This is a genomic window from Flavivirga eckloniae, assembly GCF_002886045.1.
Taxonomy (GTDB): Bacteria; Bacteroidota; Bacteroidia; order Flavobacteriales; family Flavobacteriaceae; genus Flavivirga; species Flavivirga eckloniae.
In genome coordinates this window covers 2,742,684-2,756,990 of sequence record NZ_CP025791.1, presented here as the reverse complement: position 1 = coordinate 2,756,990, position 14,307 = coordinate 2,742,684, and the positions used below count along the sequence as shown (strand labels likewise).

The following is a 14,307-nucleotide window of genomic DNA, read 5'->3' as shown; positions in this document are numbered from 1 at the left end:
AATATAAATAATTATATGATATATCAAATAAATATTTTAAAAAAATCAGATTGAATTTTTTTTTTGAATAGCAAGTGTGAACTGAATAGTGCGCTGTTAATGCGTGGTAACGGTTTGTATAAGAATAGTGCGGTTTTGTGTCTGAGGGTTTTCCACAAGAAAATCAGAGTGACCGAATGCACACTAACCTTTAGGCTCTAAGATTAAATTTAAGCATTATTTTTATACTTTGCCTGCTGTAGTTATTATTCTTTTTATTCCAATTATTAGGTGGTAAACAAATAAGATTATAAGAACAACTAAAAAAATAATATCAATTTTTTTTAACTCAGTTTTAGTTCCAAAATAGTAAATGCAATAGCCCATAATTGATAAATAAAATATCGAAATCATGGGTTGCTTTAGTTCAATTTTTTTTAATTCATTATCCTTTACAACAAAAGTATTTGAAAAGCTATCGTGCAAAGCTCTTTCATCATCACTAATTCCTGAAAGAATACTAATAAATCGGCTCAAGTTTCTTTTAGCTAACCTAATTAAAGTCGGTTTTTCTCCAATTCGATTTACAACTTTAGTTCGGGTTTGATATTTTCCCGGTGTTCTACCAAATAAGTACTCAAAAACTAAATAATAAATAAATCTCACGAGTAAATATGTTAGAAGCACAAGAGTGAAATTTTTGAAAGTTAGAAAAGCAATGGCAAGCCCGAGAATTGATGAAATGATAAAATCAATGATTAGATTTTCACCACGTTCTTCCTCATTGGCTAAATTCAGATTTTTATATTTTTTATTCGTGATTTTCATCAAATTACAGCTAACGGCCTCGTGTAACCATCAGTTACGGGTTAATTTTCGGTTTAGCACAGACCTTAGCAATTCCGAGTGGATTCGGACGTAGTCGAATCCGCCGCAATTGCGGTTATACTTTGTTGTACACTGGCTTCTCATTCTCGAAGTTGTATTTTAAATCGTTCAATTTGTCTTCTATGTCTTAAAATATGTACGATTGCGTGTTCAAATAATTGCTCAATATCATATACTTGTCCCCATTTCACTAATATTTTCTTTTCGGAATCGTTTTCCTCAAGATTAACATTAGGGTAATCTTTGAAAAATAGCTCGTTGTAGTTGAACATATTTTTCAATTCCATTTTGTATTGTTCAACAGTATTTAATGTTCTTCGTTCAACAAAATCAATTTGTTCACCCAATGATTTTCTAATTTCGATGATGTAACAATATCCTGCTCTAATAACGTGTGTTAAAATCGTTTGAATTGACTTACAATCAAAATCTTCCGTTTTGTTATCAACGGTGGCGATTAATTCCTCATAACTTAAATCAGTTATAATATTTTCAAGTTCAGTCAAAGCCTTTTCATATTCATCTAATATTGCTCCAATGGCACCATTATTTCTATATTGATTCATTTTTTTTAGCTTGCGTACAATGTGTTTGTGTATGGTTAGCTGCGTTGGCAAGAACTAAGTTAGCAAAAGAAAACGAACGAGAGGAAAATCCGTAGGGTTTTCCGAGTACACACAGAACAAGCAATTAGTTATACACGTCTTTGTTAGCGGTTGTTATTTTTTCTCTATGTTATCTAACCACCGATGATACTTTCTGGCATTTTTATTGTGCTCAGTTATAGTTTCTGCAAAAAGGTGATATCCCAGATTATCTGGGTCAACACACATATAATAAAAATTATGTTTCTCCGAATCTAAAACAGCATCAATACTCTTTATAGATGCCATACTTATAGGTCCAGGAGGAAGTCCTCTGTGTAAATAAGTATTATATGGAGAATTAAAACGAATATGTTTATATAAAATTCTTGTCGCTTTAAAGTCTCTAGTTGCAAATTTCGCTGTAGGGTCTGCATCTAATTTCATACCTATTCTAATTCGATTTAGATATAGTCCTGCTACTCGTTTTTTTTCCTCATCTTTTGATATTTCTCTTTCCACGATTGAAGCTAAAGTGTAAACCTCTTCGGTAGTCAATCCTAATTTTTTAGCTTTTGACAGTCTGTCATTGGTATTCCAAAATCTATTGTGTTCTTTAACCATTCTTTCAAAAAAAACCTTTTCACCTGTGTTCCAATAAAACTCATACGTATTTGGAATAAACAAACTCATTAGGGTCTTTGATGTATATCCGAATTTGGTTATATAATCCTCGTTTTGAAAAAGGTTAATCAAATCGGTAGAATCTGCCTCGATAGATTGAGAAGCTTTACCTGCGACATCTGACAACAACCAACCGTGAGTTAAAACTAAATTTACAACTTCTTGTTCGCCTGCTCGAAGATGACTAATTAATGAACGGTTACTCCAAGATGGAGTGATTTTGTATCTACCGGCTCTCATGATACTTTTTCTGTAGTTCATCATTTCTGATACTTCGCGAAATGATACAGTATCCATGATTTGGTTATTTTCATGGAGAAGTTGAACTACATCGTTAAATGAGAAATTAGTTGGAATGACAACAATATTATTTTCTAAATTTTCTGGAACATTTGGAGAAATTATTCTTGTGTATTTATAGTAGCCAAAGACACCTCCTATCAAACCAAAAACTAATATTCCCCAAAGTATTTTTTTTATCATTTAAATTTTTATTGTGATATTCTCCTAATAATTGCTAAAGGTTAATGTAAAAAGTCGTTTTAATGCTTTTTGCATATTGTTATAAACTTTTTGTTTGAGATTTTTACCATCGTTTCATTATATCAGGAACCGGAATTTCTTCAGGTTTTTGAGGGTTTAAATCGTGAAGTAATTCTAAGTTACCCAATTGGACAGAACCGTCATTAAAAGTTTTAGAAGCAATCAAAGTACCATTTTTACTTGCAATAATTCGTCCATTGCAATCGACTTCTGCCCATTCAACTTGTTCTAATTCATTGACTTCTTGCCTTCTTTTTATAAAAAACTTACTCAATCGTTTATATTTTTCATAATGATAATATGAAAGACGATATAAGGAGGAACTTTTAGTTACTGGTTTTGACCAAAGTTTAGGAGTCGATTGAAATTTATTTCCTCTAACAGAATCTTCCCAAAATTTGTAGATATCATCCCAAAATATAGAAGGTTTCGATAAATATTTAATTCTATTGTTAATAAACTGTTTAGCATCTAATAAACTCCATCCATCTCTTTTTAAACGAGTAGTTTCTACATTAAACGATTCGCCCTTACAAATCACTTTAAGTTGAGGAGGTACTGGAAATAGTTCGTCTGCCTCAAGCATATAATGCCAATTCAATGTAACTTCATTTTCTGATCTGAATACTCCACCTCCAATACCGAATAGCGGGTTATAGTGTTTCCATTTTGCTATAGCAGCCCAAAAAGGTGGTTTGCTAACAACTGTAGCACTATCTCCATTTTCAAATTGGTCGTCTAGATAAATCAAATGTTTTCCAGATGGTGATAAATCACATCTCCATTTTTGAAATTTCACTTTACTCCATTGTCCGTATTCTAACTCATCAGAATTCAGATCCCAAACAATCATTTGCGTCCATTTAGTTGGACCTCTTCTGAAAACAACGGCTTTATTAACCTCTCGGGCAAGAAGAAAAAAAATTCTGGCTGGCTGGTTTGTAGACATAGGTACTCTCGCTTTAATTGTTTACAACGTTCAATGATAAGAGGAGGAGCGACGAAGGAGCTCTTACTTCTTATCTAGTGTTACATGCTGGCTTTTATTCGTTCAGTGATTTCTTCAATAGCCCCCATGCCATCGAATGTTTTTACTTGAAATTTCTTTTTCATGTATTCAATAGTTGGTTTAGTGAGTTCTTCAAATACTCTTATTCTTTTGTAATGTGTCTCTGGGTTTTTGTCATCTTCTCTTGTTGATGTTTCAGCTCTTTTTTTAGCACGGATTAAAAGTTCATCTCTAGGTACTTCTATGCTGATTATTGAATTAATAGACAATTCTCTTTCCGACAACACTTTAACCAAGTCCTCTACTTGAGGAATCGTTCGTGGATAGCCATCTAAAATTATTCCTGAAGCATGTTTGTTTTCTTCGATGAGTTTATCAAGCAACTTTTTCATTATTTCGTCTGGTACAAGTTCTCCTTTCTCATCATAATCAGACATTATTTTTCCAAGCTCAGTTTGGTTTTCTTTTTCGTTTCTTATGTGGTCACCAGTTGAGATGTGAACTAAGTCATGGTCTTTAACTAATTCATCACATTGAGTTCCTTTTCCAGAATATGGAGGTCCAGTTATTATAATTATATTCATTGAGCTGTTTAAAGTTATTTCAGTTATAGGATAAGAATTGTAAATTGTATTATCAAGATTTGAAACACTTCCTTTCTTTTTTATACGTTCGAACTTAACTTCTTCTATTTCACCCAATTCTTGAATCGTTCTTCTATAATTTGGTCTTGGATAGAATTTAGGATGAAGATTTACGTAACCTACAGTTTTAGAATTTTCTATTAGCAGCTTGATAGGTATTTGTAACAAATCATATCTTATAGATGTATAGAATTGTGTTTTGTCAAGATGACTTATGGAGTTGATTAAATCGGAATTTGTATCTAGATATTTATAGCCAAGAACGCTAAGTTCATTTACGCTTTTATTAAACGAATTATCAGTAATAAGAAAGAAACCATACTCATTTATATCTTCTCTCACTATTGAGGTACAAATCAAGTTTGCCTTACTTCTTGACCCTTCTATTTCAATAATGTCTCCTTTTTTCATTTTTATGCTTGCATGTAACGTTGATGTATAAGAATAGTTGCGTGGTTAAGCCTCCTATTTAACAAAAGTTGACGAGCCAGAGGAAAATCCGCAGGATTTTCCGAATAGCACAGACCAAGCAATTATTTTTATACCATGTTAGGCACTGGCTTTTATCTCTTTTTAACTCTCAATTTTTCAATTTCCTCAATCGATAATCCTGTGAATAAAGCAATTTTTTCAATATCTTCATTCTCTCTTTTCATGGCTTTTGCTATTTCAACGGCTTTCTTTTTATTAGCAATTTCAGTTGCCTCTTTTTTAATCCGTTGCTCCAACACATATTTAGGAACATACTTTGTGCTTTTCTTCAATTCGTCCAAAAGTCCAGTATCAGCAAAGCTCAAATAACTTTTGTCAGATATTATCAAATGGTCAAGAACCTCGGTATCAACAATAATTCCGACTTGGATTAATCTATCGGAAATGTCTTTATCTGCCTCGGATGGTTTTAATTCTCCGCTTGGATGGTTGTGGCACAAAATGATTTTCACAGCTCTTTTTTGCAGGGCAAAACTAAATACTTCCATAGGCTCTGCTAATGCTTTTTTTACAGTCCCCAAACTTATGAGCTCAATAAAAAGAATCCGATTATTGTTTTCCAATCCAATAACCCAAAAGTGCTCTCTGTTTTAGTCAATTTTATTTTCCCGCAATAAAATCCGCTGCATGATTCCGTAAATATCATCCGAATTTAGGATTTTAATTTTTTCTGCTTCGGTCAGTTTTATGTCCATAGCGTAAATGTAAGTCTTTCTGGCAAATTATTAAAAATCAGATTTGGCTATTATTTACTTGGAGTTTTCTAATTTTTCTAGTCTTTTTTGTAATGCCTCGAACTGGGTAGCTAAAAGTTTTAAAGATTCGTTCTCTTTTTCAAGTTTATTGATTTTCTTTTCTTGTTGAATCGTGTACAAGGTTAATTCCTCGATTTTTTTGAGAAGATTCATATCCATTTCTGCTTGCATTATCCCATTTTGTTCAAATTCCTTAGCTGATGGGATTTCTGGTAGATGACTGTTTTCTTTGATGAAATCTTCTACTTCTTCTATACTTCTAAGATAATAGTCTTTTTTGAAAACGTAATCAGGAGCAGGAACATTTAAGTCAATTTTTACTTCCTCTGCGTGGATGTTTCCTTTTACAGTTAATTTCATATCTGGATTTATTGTTCCGATTCCTACATTACCGTTATAAGATATTGTTAACCTAGGATTCTTATTCGTGAAAAGCTTAATCCCTCCATAACCTGATAATCTAGCTTCAGCACTACTTGTAAGCATATACCAACCTAAAGCGTAATTCCCTAAAGATGCTCCGTTGTAAGTAAAATTATCATTATCAGGATTAAAGCCAAAAGAGTAATTCAATCCAATGGTTTGATTTTGTGAATTCATTCCGAAAGTAATTCCTAATAGAGCAATTGATAATATTATTTTCCTCATTATTTATTGTTTAAAGTTTGTTGTTCGTTAAGAGACATGGTTTACACAAGTTAAAGATTAGACTTTACACTAAATTAGTTTCTAACCTTATGTTAGTTTTTTTATTTCTTAATTCATTTTCATTAAAGAAACCTAAAAATACGTTTCTGTAAAACACTTTCCAAATACCGTTACCAAGATTTTGGATTCCTACATATTTACCTTTTAGAGCACTTGTTAAATATACCCAATAATAGGACCTCCATCTGATAGCTCCGTTTTGAGTTACTTTAAGAACTTTATGGTCTAAATCATAATCAAAGAGAGGTGTTTTTTCGGGAAAAGGTCTGGTCTCAAAATTATGGACAGAAGCGGGTGTTTTCATGCCTAAAGCCTCATGGGGTCTTATGTGATTATATTCCTTTACAAAATGGTTTAATCTGCGTTGTTGGGCTTTTAGATCATAAGCAGAAGGTCTGGCACATGCCGCCTTTAAGTCACGGTGCATGCGTTCGTGCCTTCCGTTTTGCTCAGGGTGGGCAGGGTCAGAAAACACAGGGGTAATCCCAAGTTCAATAAACCAATAAGAGAGTTGGGTATAGCGTTGGATGGCTCTTACAGAACCAAAGGGGCTACCGTTATCTGTATGGATTTGTTTAGGCATACCATACTTTCTAAAGACCTTTGTAAACTCAGTTTTAGCAGACTTTAAGTTTTCCTTATAATGCCCTTTAGCCGTAAACAAAAAACGACTTTTGGAATCTGCAATGGTTAGCGGGTGACAATAGATCTTATTGCCCATTAAAAACTTTCCTTTATAATCTGCACTCCATACTTCATTACATGATTTGGGGTCGAAAATAGGGAACACAGGTTTGACCCTTCTCATTCGTTTTTGAGGACAGACCAGACCATTTTTCTTGAGTATGTTGTGGACAGTAACCACAGAAGGAACTATTTCTTTATTGAAATCGTTAAACAAAAGTATTCTGATTTTTTTAGCTCCCCAACGTGGATATTTAGCCTTTAATTTAATAATAGCTTTAACAATATTCTCACCCGTAGCGTTAGGATGTTCCCTGGGTGCTCTTGACTGCTCTTTTAGACCGTCATAACCTTGATTTTCGAATCTGGAAATCAGCTTGTAGGCTGTTGGTCTTGAGATTTCAAAGTTTTTGCATAATTCTGTGATGGTATATTTCCCAGTTCTCCATTCACAGATAAATTCAATTTTTTGTTCCATAGTTGTAGTTGCTTTCCAAGGCATGATAATTTGATTTTTATCTCAAATTACAACCTAAAAAAGTGTAAACTATGTCCCTTTAACTCTGTAAACTATGTGCCTTTACCATACCTTGTTTGTGCCTAACGGCTCGGCTAAGAGTAGTTGCGTGGGTTAGCAATTAACTTTGCAAGCACACACCAAACTGAAAATCCGCGAGGATTTTCAGAAGTAGGCGAGAACAAGCAATTACATATAGCCATTGTTAGCACCTGTTATTTATTTAATAATATTTTATAATTCTTTCTTTTTTAGTCAATCCGTTTTCTGAGATTATCCAATTCTTTTCAAAGTCTAATTTATATTCAAAACTTAAGCTTTCTTTCAGTTCTCCATTATAAAATTTTTCTTTTCTCTTTAAATTTCCTAAACTGTCGTGATAGAAAATTTCTTTTGTCTCTGAAGCAGGAAATAAATATTTTTTCGTCAAAACCTTTTTGTTTTCTTCAGGAATAAGTTTCAATTCAGTTATTTTTTCAGGTGAATTACTTTTAAAAAATTCCTTTATAAGAGTTATATTTTCATTAGGATATTCATATTTCCAATTCCTAAATCCATCTGTCTCGACATATCCAAATTTCTTTTCAATCGTTTTTCCTGCGCTATCCATTTTGAATTCCGTAATTGTTTGAAGTTTATTTAAGTAATATTCCTCCTTTTTTTCAAGTCCAAGACTATTGTAGTAATATTTACTTGAGAAAGTCGAATCTCCGTCAGTAACAATTTGTTCTTTTACCAATCTGTTTTTATCATCATATTCTTGGTATCTTATAATTGAAGATAAATTAGGTTCAAAATATGTTTCTTTTCTCTCAATTATTCCACTTTCTGTATAAAATTCCAATACTCTTGATTTTAAAGTATCATTTTCAAAAGTTTTAGTTTCTATGCTTTTTACGTTACCAAATAATTTGCTTTCAACAAATTCCGCTTTCTTATTTTCAGATTTTTCATTGCAAGAATAAAACAACCCAAATAGAAGCAAAAATATTATTGATGTACTCGGTTTCATAATTGGTGCTAACAAAGATATATAGTTAATATTAACTATATATCTATTATAGACGTACTAAGATAATAGATTTTTTAAGGAATTAACTACAACAGATTGTAATGTTTTTGTTTTAATTGAGACCTATGTAAACATGACACAAGTATTCTCTGAGTTTTCCACCGACGCTATTTTAAAAGTAGGCAATGAGTCGCTTTTAGAATCGTATAAAAAAACTAAGCAAGTAGAACTATTTATGTTTATTAGAACCAAAGATTCTAAAGCAGAAATAGTAGTAGACAGTATTCCTTTCTCTATAGAACCTCATAGCGTTTTGGCATTAACTAATGTTCAATATTTGCAATTTGTTGAGGGCGAGGACTTAATTGTATACCAATTTAACAGGGAATTTTATTGCATTAAAGACCATGACCGGGAGGTGGGTTGCGCAGGTTTACTATTTTTCGGGAATGAACATATGCCTCTTATTCATTTAAACGAAAAGGAACGGGGCAAATTTAATATACTTCATGAGATATTTGTTGATGAGTTAGAAACCAAGGATAACATTCAGGCAGAAATGCTGCGAATGCTTATGGCAAGATTTATTATTAAAAGCACGCGTATACTTAAGGCTAAGGATAATGCCGAAACTGTACCAGGAGTTAAAGATTCAAAAGTAGAATTATTAAGAAGCTTTAATGTTCTGGTTGAATCTCATTTTAGAAAAGAGCACAGCGTGGGCTTCTATGCAGATAAGCTCTTTAAATCACCAAAAACTTTATCCAATACATTTGCGAAATTAAATACGAGTCCGTTAAAGATTATTCACGAACGTCTTATTCTTGAATCAAAACGCTTATTGGTCTACACCGATAAAACAGCCAAAGAAATTGCTTTTGAAATTGGTTTCGAAGACGCTTCACATTTAAGCAGGTTGTTTAAAAAACACACCTCGCTATCCCCATCAGATTTTAAAAAACAGCTTAAATCTGCTTCTTAGGAAGAATTGACAAGCTTCCGGGAAATCCATTCATTTTATAACGCCAAGTTATAACGCATCTTTGTACTGTATAATTTAAACAGTATAAGTTATGGATTTAAAACATATTTCAATTTTCAATTTGATAAAAATATTCAGTAATAACAGAAAAAAGAGGCTTAACACTATAAGTCCTAAAACGCATTGCGAGCAAAAGCATATTCATGACTTTTATTGTGATGCCGAAAGGCCTTATGTAGACGGTCATATCACGCTTTAAAATAACAAAGGGAAAAATCGACAACTACAAAGGAAGAACTTACATGGTATAACCTTTTATATGGTTGCAACTTTGTACCAGAATTACAAACAACAAGATTTAATAAAAAAATAGATATTTAAAAATTAAGATTATGAGCACATTTAATGTACCAAAAAGAGAAGAAGTAAGCGAAAACAATCAAGCTATTTTCGATAATTTAAACAAAGCATTAGGTTTTGTACCAAACTTATACGCTACCTATGCACATAGCGATACGGCGTTAGAGAATTATTTAACCTTTTCGAATGCAAAAACATCATTATCTGCAAAAGAAAAAGAAGTGGTTAATTTAGCTGTAAGCGAAGTAAACCAATGTGTTTACTGTTTATCTGCGCATACTGCCATTGGAAAAATGAACGGATTTACCGACGAGCAAATCTTAGAATTAAGAGCAGGATATGCATCATTCGATCATAAATTAAACGCTTTAGCGCAATTAGCAAAAAACATAACAGAAAACAGAGGTAAGACTGAGGCGGCAGTTTTAGAAAATTTCTTTAACGCAGGGTATAGCAAAGGAAATTTAGTAGACACAATTTCTTTAGTTGGTGATAAAACAATTTCGAATTACTTACACCAAACAACACAAATACCTGTAGATTTCCCGGTAGCACAACCATTGGAAACTGTAGCAGGGTAATTAAAAACAATGTCGGGTCGAGCGCAGTCGAGACCTATTTAACGTATTAAAAATTAACACTAACCTCTCGACTGCGCTCGAGGGGACATAAAAACAAAACATTATGAAAAAAATCATTTCAATTTTAGTAATAGCATTGGCATTCACAATAAATACTAATGCACAGAGTACAGTAAAAACAGTATCGCTAGAGCAAACAAAAGGAGAGTTTACTCAAAAAGCATTAACATTAAGCGAAGGATCTTATGTTTTTGAAATATTTAACAACCATGCTGCTAAAGAGGTAGGCTTAGTGTTAGTACCAAAAGGTAAAGATGCCAGTAAACCAGAGAATCATATAAAAACAGCATATGTAACAGCAGTTGTTAAAGATGGTAAGGTTGAAAAAAGTAATGTTACTAAGTTAACAAAAGGAGAGTATGTTTATTTCTGTCCGTTAAACCCAACGCCACAATACACCCTTACAGTAAAGTAGGACGTTTTTTGATTAATTAATAGCGAAAGGACGCCTGAGAAAGGTGTCATTCAGAAGCCTGCCTGTCGGCAGACAGGGAGGAGCAACTGAAGAATCTCTTTAACTTAATAAGATTCTTCGCTTGCTTCGACTACGCTCAGCACGAGCCGCTCTGAATGACATTTTTTCAGGCTGCCTTTTTTGCGTTTACAAAAATTTTAACATTTAAAATTTGGATTTACTAGACGAGTGGTCATATTTTTGTTTCGAAATTAAAACTTATGCTTAAAACTGTTAAACACGATGCTAAAGCAGACTTCCTTTTAGAAAAAGGAATAGAGATTCTGTGGAGTAAAGGGTATAATGCTACCAGTGTTAACGATATTGTTAAAGCAGCCGATGTACCAAAAGGGTCGTTTTATTTTTATTTCAACTCTAAGGAAGATTTTGCTGTAAAGGCTATAGATAAATATTTTGATGCTCATTTTGGACCTTCAAGAGATATTTTAAGAGACACCTCTATTGCTCCCAAACAACGTCTTTTAAATTTTTACGAGCATAGATTACACATGCTAAAAGAAGAAATGAATTGCAAAAAGGGATGTATGGCTTGTAATCTTAGTAGTGAAATGGCGGAACATAATGAAAACATAAGAACGGCTATATTAGCAAAAGCGCAAATGATAATATCGTCAATTACAGAAGTTATACAGGAAGCCCAGGATTTAGGAGAAATAAAGAATACGACAAAAGCAGAAGTTCTTGCCGCTTTTATTGAGGATGCAGGAAAAGGGTCGATGATTAGTATGAAAGAAACAAAAAGTGCAGAACCAATTGATAATTTTAGGATTATGGTTAACGAAATATTATTTCGATAAATTTTTTTAAAATATATATAGTTGACCGGTCAACTATAAAAAATATAATTTTTTTGTCCCCATTATAAATTTATAAAACGTCTTAAATACAAACATTAATTATTAACCAAAGATCCGTTACATATACATAATATATAATTGACTGGTCAACTATTAAAATCACTAAAAATGAATGCAATTAAAAAGGCTCAAAGTGCCACAAATGTTTTTGCCAGGAGTTGGGCCAACTTCGTAATAAGATTTAAATGGCCTATATTATTGGCAACCCTAGTACTGGCCATGGGATTAGGCTCTCAGGGCAATATGGAATTCGATGGCGACTACCATGTTTTCTTTAGTAAGTCGAATCCAGAATTAGAGGCTTTTGATGCCTTACAGGAAAAATACACCAAGGATGATAATGTTATTTTAGTATTGTCTCCATCAAATGGCAACATTTTCACAAAAGAAAATCTTGTAGCTATTGAAGAGTTAACTGCAGAATCATGGAACACCCCTTATTCTTCGAGAGTGGATGCAGTAACCAACTTTCAGCATACAAGTGCCGATGGAGACGATTTATATGTTGATGATTTATCGTATGAATCGTCCTTAAAAACAGAAGCCGAGATTTTAGAGATCAAGGAAAAAGCTTTAAAAGAACCACTTCTTGTTAACAGGATTCTTAACGAAAAAGGGAGTGTAACAGCTATAAATATAACCGTAAGGCTTCCGGGCGAAAACATAAATGAAATTCCTGGAGAAGTAACGCCTTTTGTTAGAAATATGATTGCTGAATTTAAGGAAAAGCACCCGAATTTCGAAGTACACACTTCAGGTTTAATTCCTATGAACACGGCTTTCTTTGAAGCGTCTCAGAACGATATGGGTTTAACCATGATTATGCTTATCATAGTTATTATAACCACATTTATCTTAACCAGAAACATTTGGAGTACCCTCGCAACATTGGTTGTTGTATTGTTTTCTATAATAAGTGCTGTTGGTTTTGTTGGTATTATGGGTATAAAAATGACGCCGCCTTCTGCCGTATTCCCTACCATGATTCTTACGTTGGCCGTTGCAGACAGTATTCATATACTCGTTACCATGCTTCAAAAAATGCGTAATGATGGTCTTAATAAAGTTGATGCTTTAAAAGAAGCGATTCGACTAAATTTCATGCCTGTATTCATTACAAGTTTAACTACAGTAATCGGGTTTTTAACCATGAATTTTGGCGATGTACCTCCGTTTTGGGATTTAGGTAACATTACCGCCTTTGGTATGGCCATGGCGTTCTTATACTCTACCACAACATTACCAGCATTAATGGCAATCTTTCCAGTTAAATCCAAAGTTAAAAAAGAAGAAACCAAAGTACGTAAAAATTGGTATGTCGGTTTAGGGAACTTTGTGGTGAAACAACCAGTAAGGCTGTCTATTATCTCGGTTATAGTTATTGGAGGACTCACCTATCTCGCTACCAACAATACGTTTAACGATGAATTTATAAATTATTTTGATGAAAGTATCGCCTTTAGAACCGATACCGATTATATAAAAGATAATCTAACCGGTATTTATAATGTTGAATACTCTATTAGTAGTGGAGAAAGTGGCGGTATTAATAATCCGGAATATCTTAAACACTTAAATGCCTTCGAAGATTGGCTTAACGAACAGCCAGAAGTAATACATGTTAATGCTTTTAGCGAAGTGGCCAGACGTGTTAACAGATCGATGCACGGAGACGACGAAAGTTTCTACCGCATTCCAGATAACAGAGACGAAGCAGCCCAATACTTATTGCTTTACGAGTTGTCTTTACCTTTCGGACTAGATCTTAACAATCAAATTAATGTCGATAAATCTGAAACCAGAGTAACCGTAACTGTAGATAATATTAATAGTACCGAGATGATTGCCTTTTCGAAAAGAGGTGAAGATTGGTTACGGGATAATACGCCACAAGCTATGCATGCCATGGGGGTAAGCCCAACATTGATGTTTTCTAAATTAGGATTCAGGCAAGCAGATAGCATGCTTAAAGGAAACATTATCGCGCTTATATTAATCTCTTTAGTGTTAATGCTGGCTTTAAGAAACTTTAAACTTGGCTTGCTAAGTATTATTCCAAATGTAACACCAGTTTTAGTTGGCTTTGGTATTTGGGCACTTTATAAAGCACAAATAAACACAGGTATGGTAATTGTTTTTGGGATGACACTGGGAATTATAGTCGACGATACCGTCCATTTTATGAGTAAGTTCTTAAGAGCCAGACGTGAGCTGGGGTACGATGCCAAACAGGCTGTGGTATATGCTTTCGAAACCGTTGGAAAAGCACTCGTAACAACAACCGTTGTTTTATTGGCCGGTTTTTCGGTGCTCTCAACATCGCCATTTGCCTTAAACAGTTATATGGCAAGAATAACCGTAATCATCATTTTGGCAGCTCTAATAATAGATTTCATCTTGCTACCATCCTTGCTCATTCTTACAAGTAAAAAAACAACAGAAGAAGAATCTACAGTAGCACAAGTTATTTTCCATAAATAAAACAAAAATTAT

General features: G+C 33.4%; 13 protein-coding genes and 1 pseudogene. 5 read left to right on the top strand and 9 right to left on the bottom strand.

The window, feature by feature from the left end:
* Positions 1-222: 222 nt before the first annotated feature.
* The 9 genes and pseudogenes from C1H87_RS11300 to C1H87_RS11260 all read right to left on the bottom strand — a co-directional run bounded on the left by C1H87_RS11300 (position 223) and on the right by C1H87_RS11260 (position 8,514).
* On the bottom strand, positions 223-807 hold the full coding sequence (locus tag C1H87_RS11300) for an RDD family protein (protein ID WP_102755911.1): 585 nt from the start codon (positions 805-807) through the stop codon (positions 223-225).
* A 140-nt stretch (positions 808-947) separates the two neighbouring features.
* Complete coding sequence (locus C1H87_RS23445) at positions 948-1,433, bottom strand: DinB family protein (protein ID WP_199769355.1); 486 nt, start codon at positions 1,431-1,433, stop codon at positions 948-950.
* A gap of 153 nt (positions 1,434-1,586) precedes the next feature.
* Positions 1,587-2,618: an endolytic transglycosylase MltG gene (mltG, locus tag C1H87_RS11290; protein WP_102755910.1), complete on the bottom strand. Its 1,032-nt coding sequence runs from the start codon at positions 2,616-2,618 to the stop codon at positions 1,587-1,589.
* A gap of 103 nt (positions 2,619-2,721) precedes the next feature.
* Positions 2,722-3,627 (bottom strand): hypothetical protein, encoded by a 906-nt coding sequence (locus C1H87_RS11285; protein WP_102755909.1) that lies wholly within the window; start codon positions 3,625-3,627, stop codon positions 2,722-2,724.
* Between the two features lie 80 nt (positions 3,628-3,707).
* Complete coding sequence (locus C1H87_RS23570; RefSeq protein ID WP_233783438.1) at positions 3,708-4,742, bottom strand: adenylate kinase family protein; 1,035 nt, start codon at positions 4,740-4,742, stop codon at positions 3,708-3,710.
* Between the two features lie 152 nt (positions 4,743-4,894).
* A pseudogene (locus C1H87_RS11275) lies at positions 4,895-5,398 on the bottom strand (JAB domain-containing protein); the annotation flags it as partial.
* Positions 5,399-5,572: 174 nt separating this feature from the next.
* Positions 5,573-6,226, bottom strand: a complete 654-nt coding sequence (locus tag C1H87_RS11270) for a tail fiber protein (protein WP_102755908.1) — start codon at positions 6,224-6,226, stop codon at positions 5,573-5,575.
* Positions 6,227-6,290: 64 nt separating this feature from the next.
* Positions 6,291-7,472, bottom strand: coding sequence for an integrase core domain-containing protein (locus C1H87_RS11265; RefSeq protein ID WP_102755907.1), 1,182 nt, complete (start codon positions 7,470-7,472; stop codon positions 6,291-6,293).
* 238 nt (positions 7,473-7,710) lie between these two features.
* Entirely contained in the window at positions 7,711-8,514 is an 804-nt protein-coding gene (locus C1H87_RS11260; protein WP_158655199.1) for a hypothetical protein, read from the bottom strand.
* 118 nt (positions 8,515-8,632) lie between these two features.
* Between C1H87_RS11260 and C1H87_RS11255 the strand changes: the two genes are divergently transcribed.
* The 5 genes from C1H87_RS11255 (at position 8,633) to C1H87_RS11235 (ending at position 14,295) form a co-directional block, all read left to right on the top strand.
* A complete protein-coding gene (locus C1H87_RS11255) occupies positions 8,633-9,481 on the top strand; it encodes a helix-turn-helix domain-containing protein (protein WP_102755905.1) in 849 nt (282 codons plus the stop codon).
* Positions 9,482-9,873: 392 nt separating this feature from the next.
* A complete protein-coding gene (locus tag C1H87_RS11250; protein ID WP_102755904.1) occupies positions 9,874-10,422 on the top strand; it encodes a carboxymuconolactone decarboxylase family protein in 549 nt (182 codons plus the stop codon).
* 103 nt (positions 10,423-10,525) lie between these two features.
* Positions 10,526-10,897 (top strand): cupredoxin domain-containing protein, encoded by a 372-nt coding sequence (locus tag C1H87_RS11245; protein WP_102755903.1) that lies wholly within the window; start codon positions 10,526-10,528, stop codon positions 10,895-10,897.
* 260 nt (positions 10,898-11,157) lie between these two features.
* A complete protein-coding gene (locus C1H87_RS11240) occupies positions 11,158-11,754 on the top strand; it encodes a TetR/AcrR family transcriptional regulator (RefSeq protein WP_102755902.1) in 597 nt (198 codons plus the stop codon).
* 168 nt (positions 11,755-11,922) lie between these two features.
* Complete coding sequence (locus C1H87_RS11235; RefSeq protein WP_102755901.1) at positions 11,923-14,295, top strand: efflux RND transporter permease subunit; 2,373 nt, start codon at positions 11,923-11,925, stop codon at positions 14,293-14,295.
* The last annotated feature ends 12 nt before the right edge of the window (positions 14,296-14,307 follow it).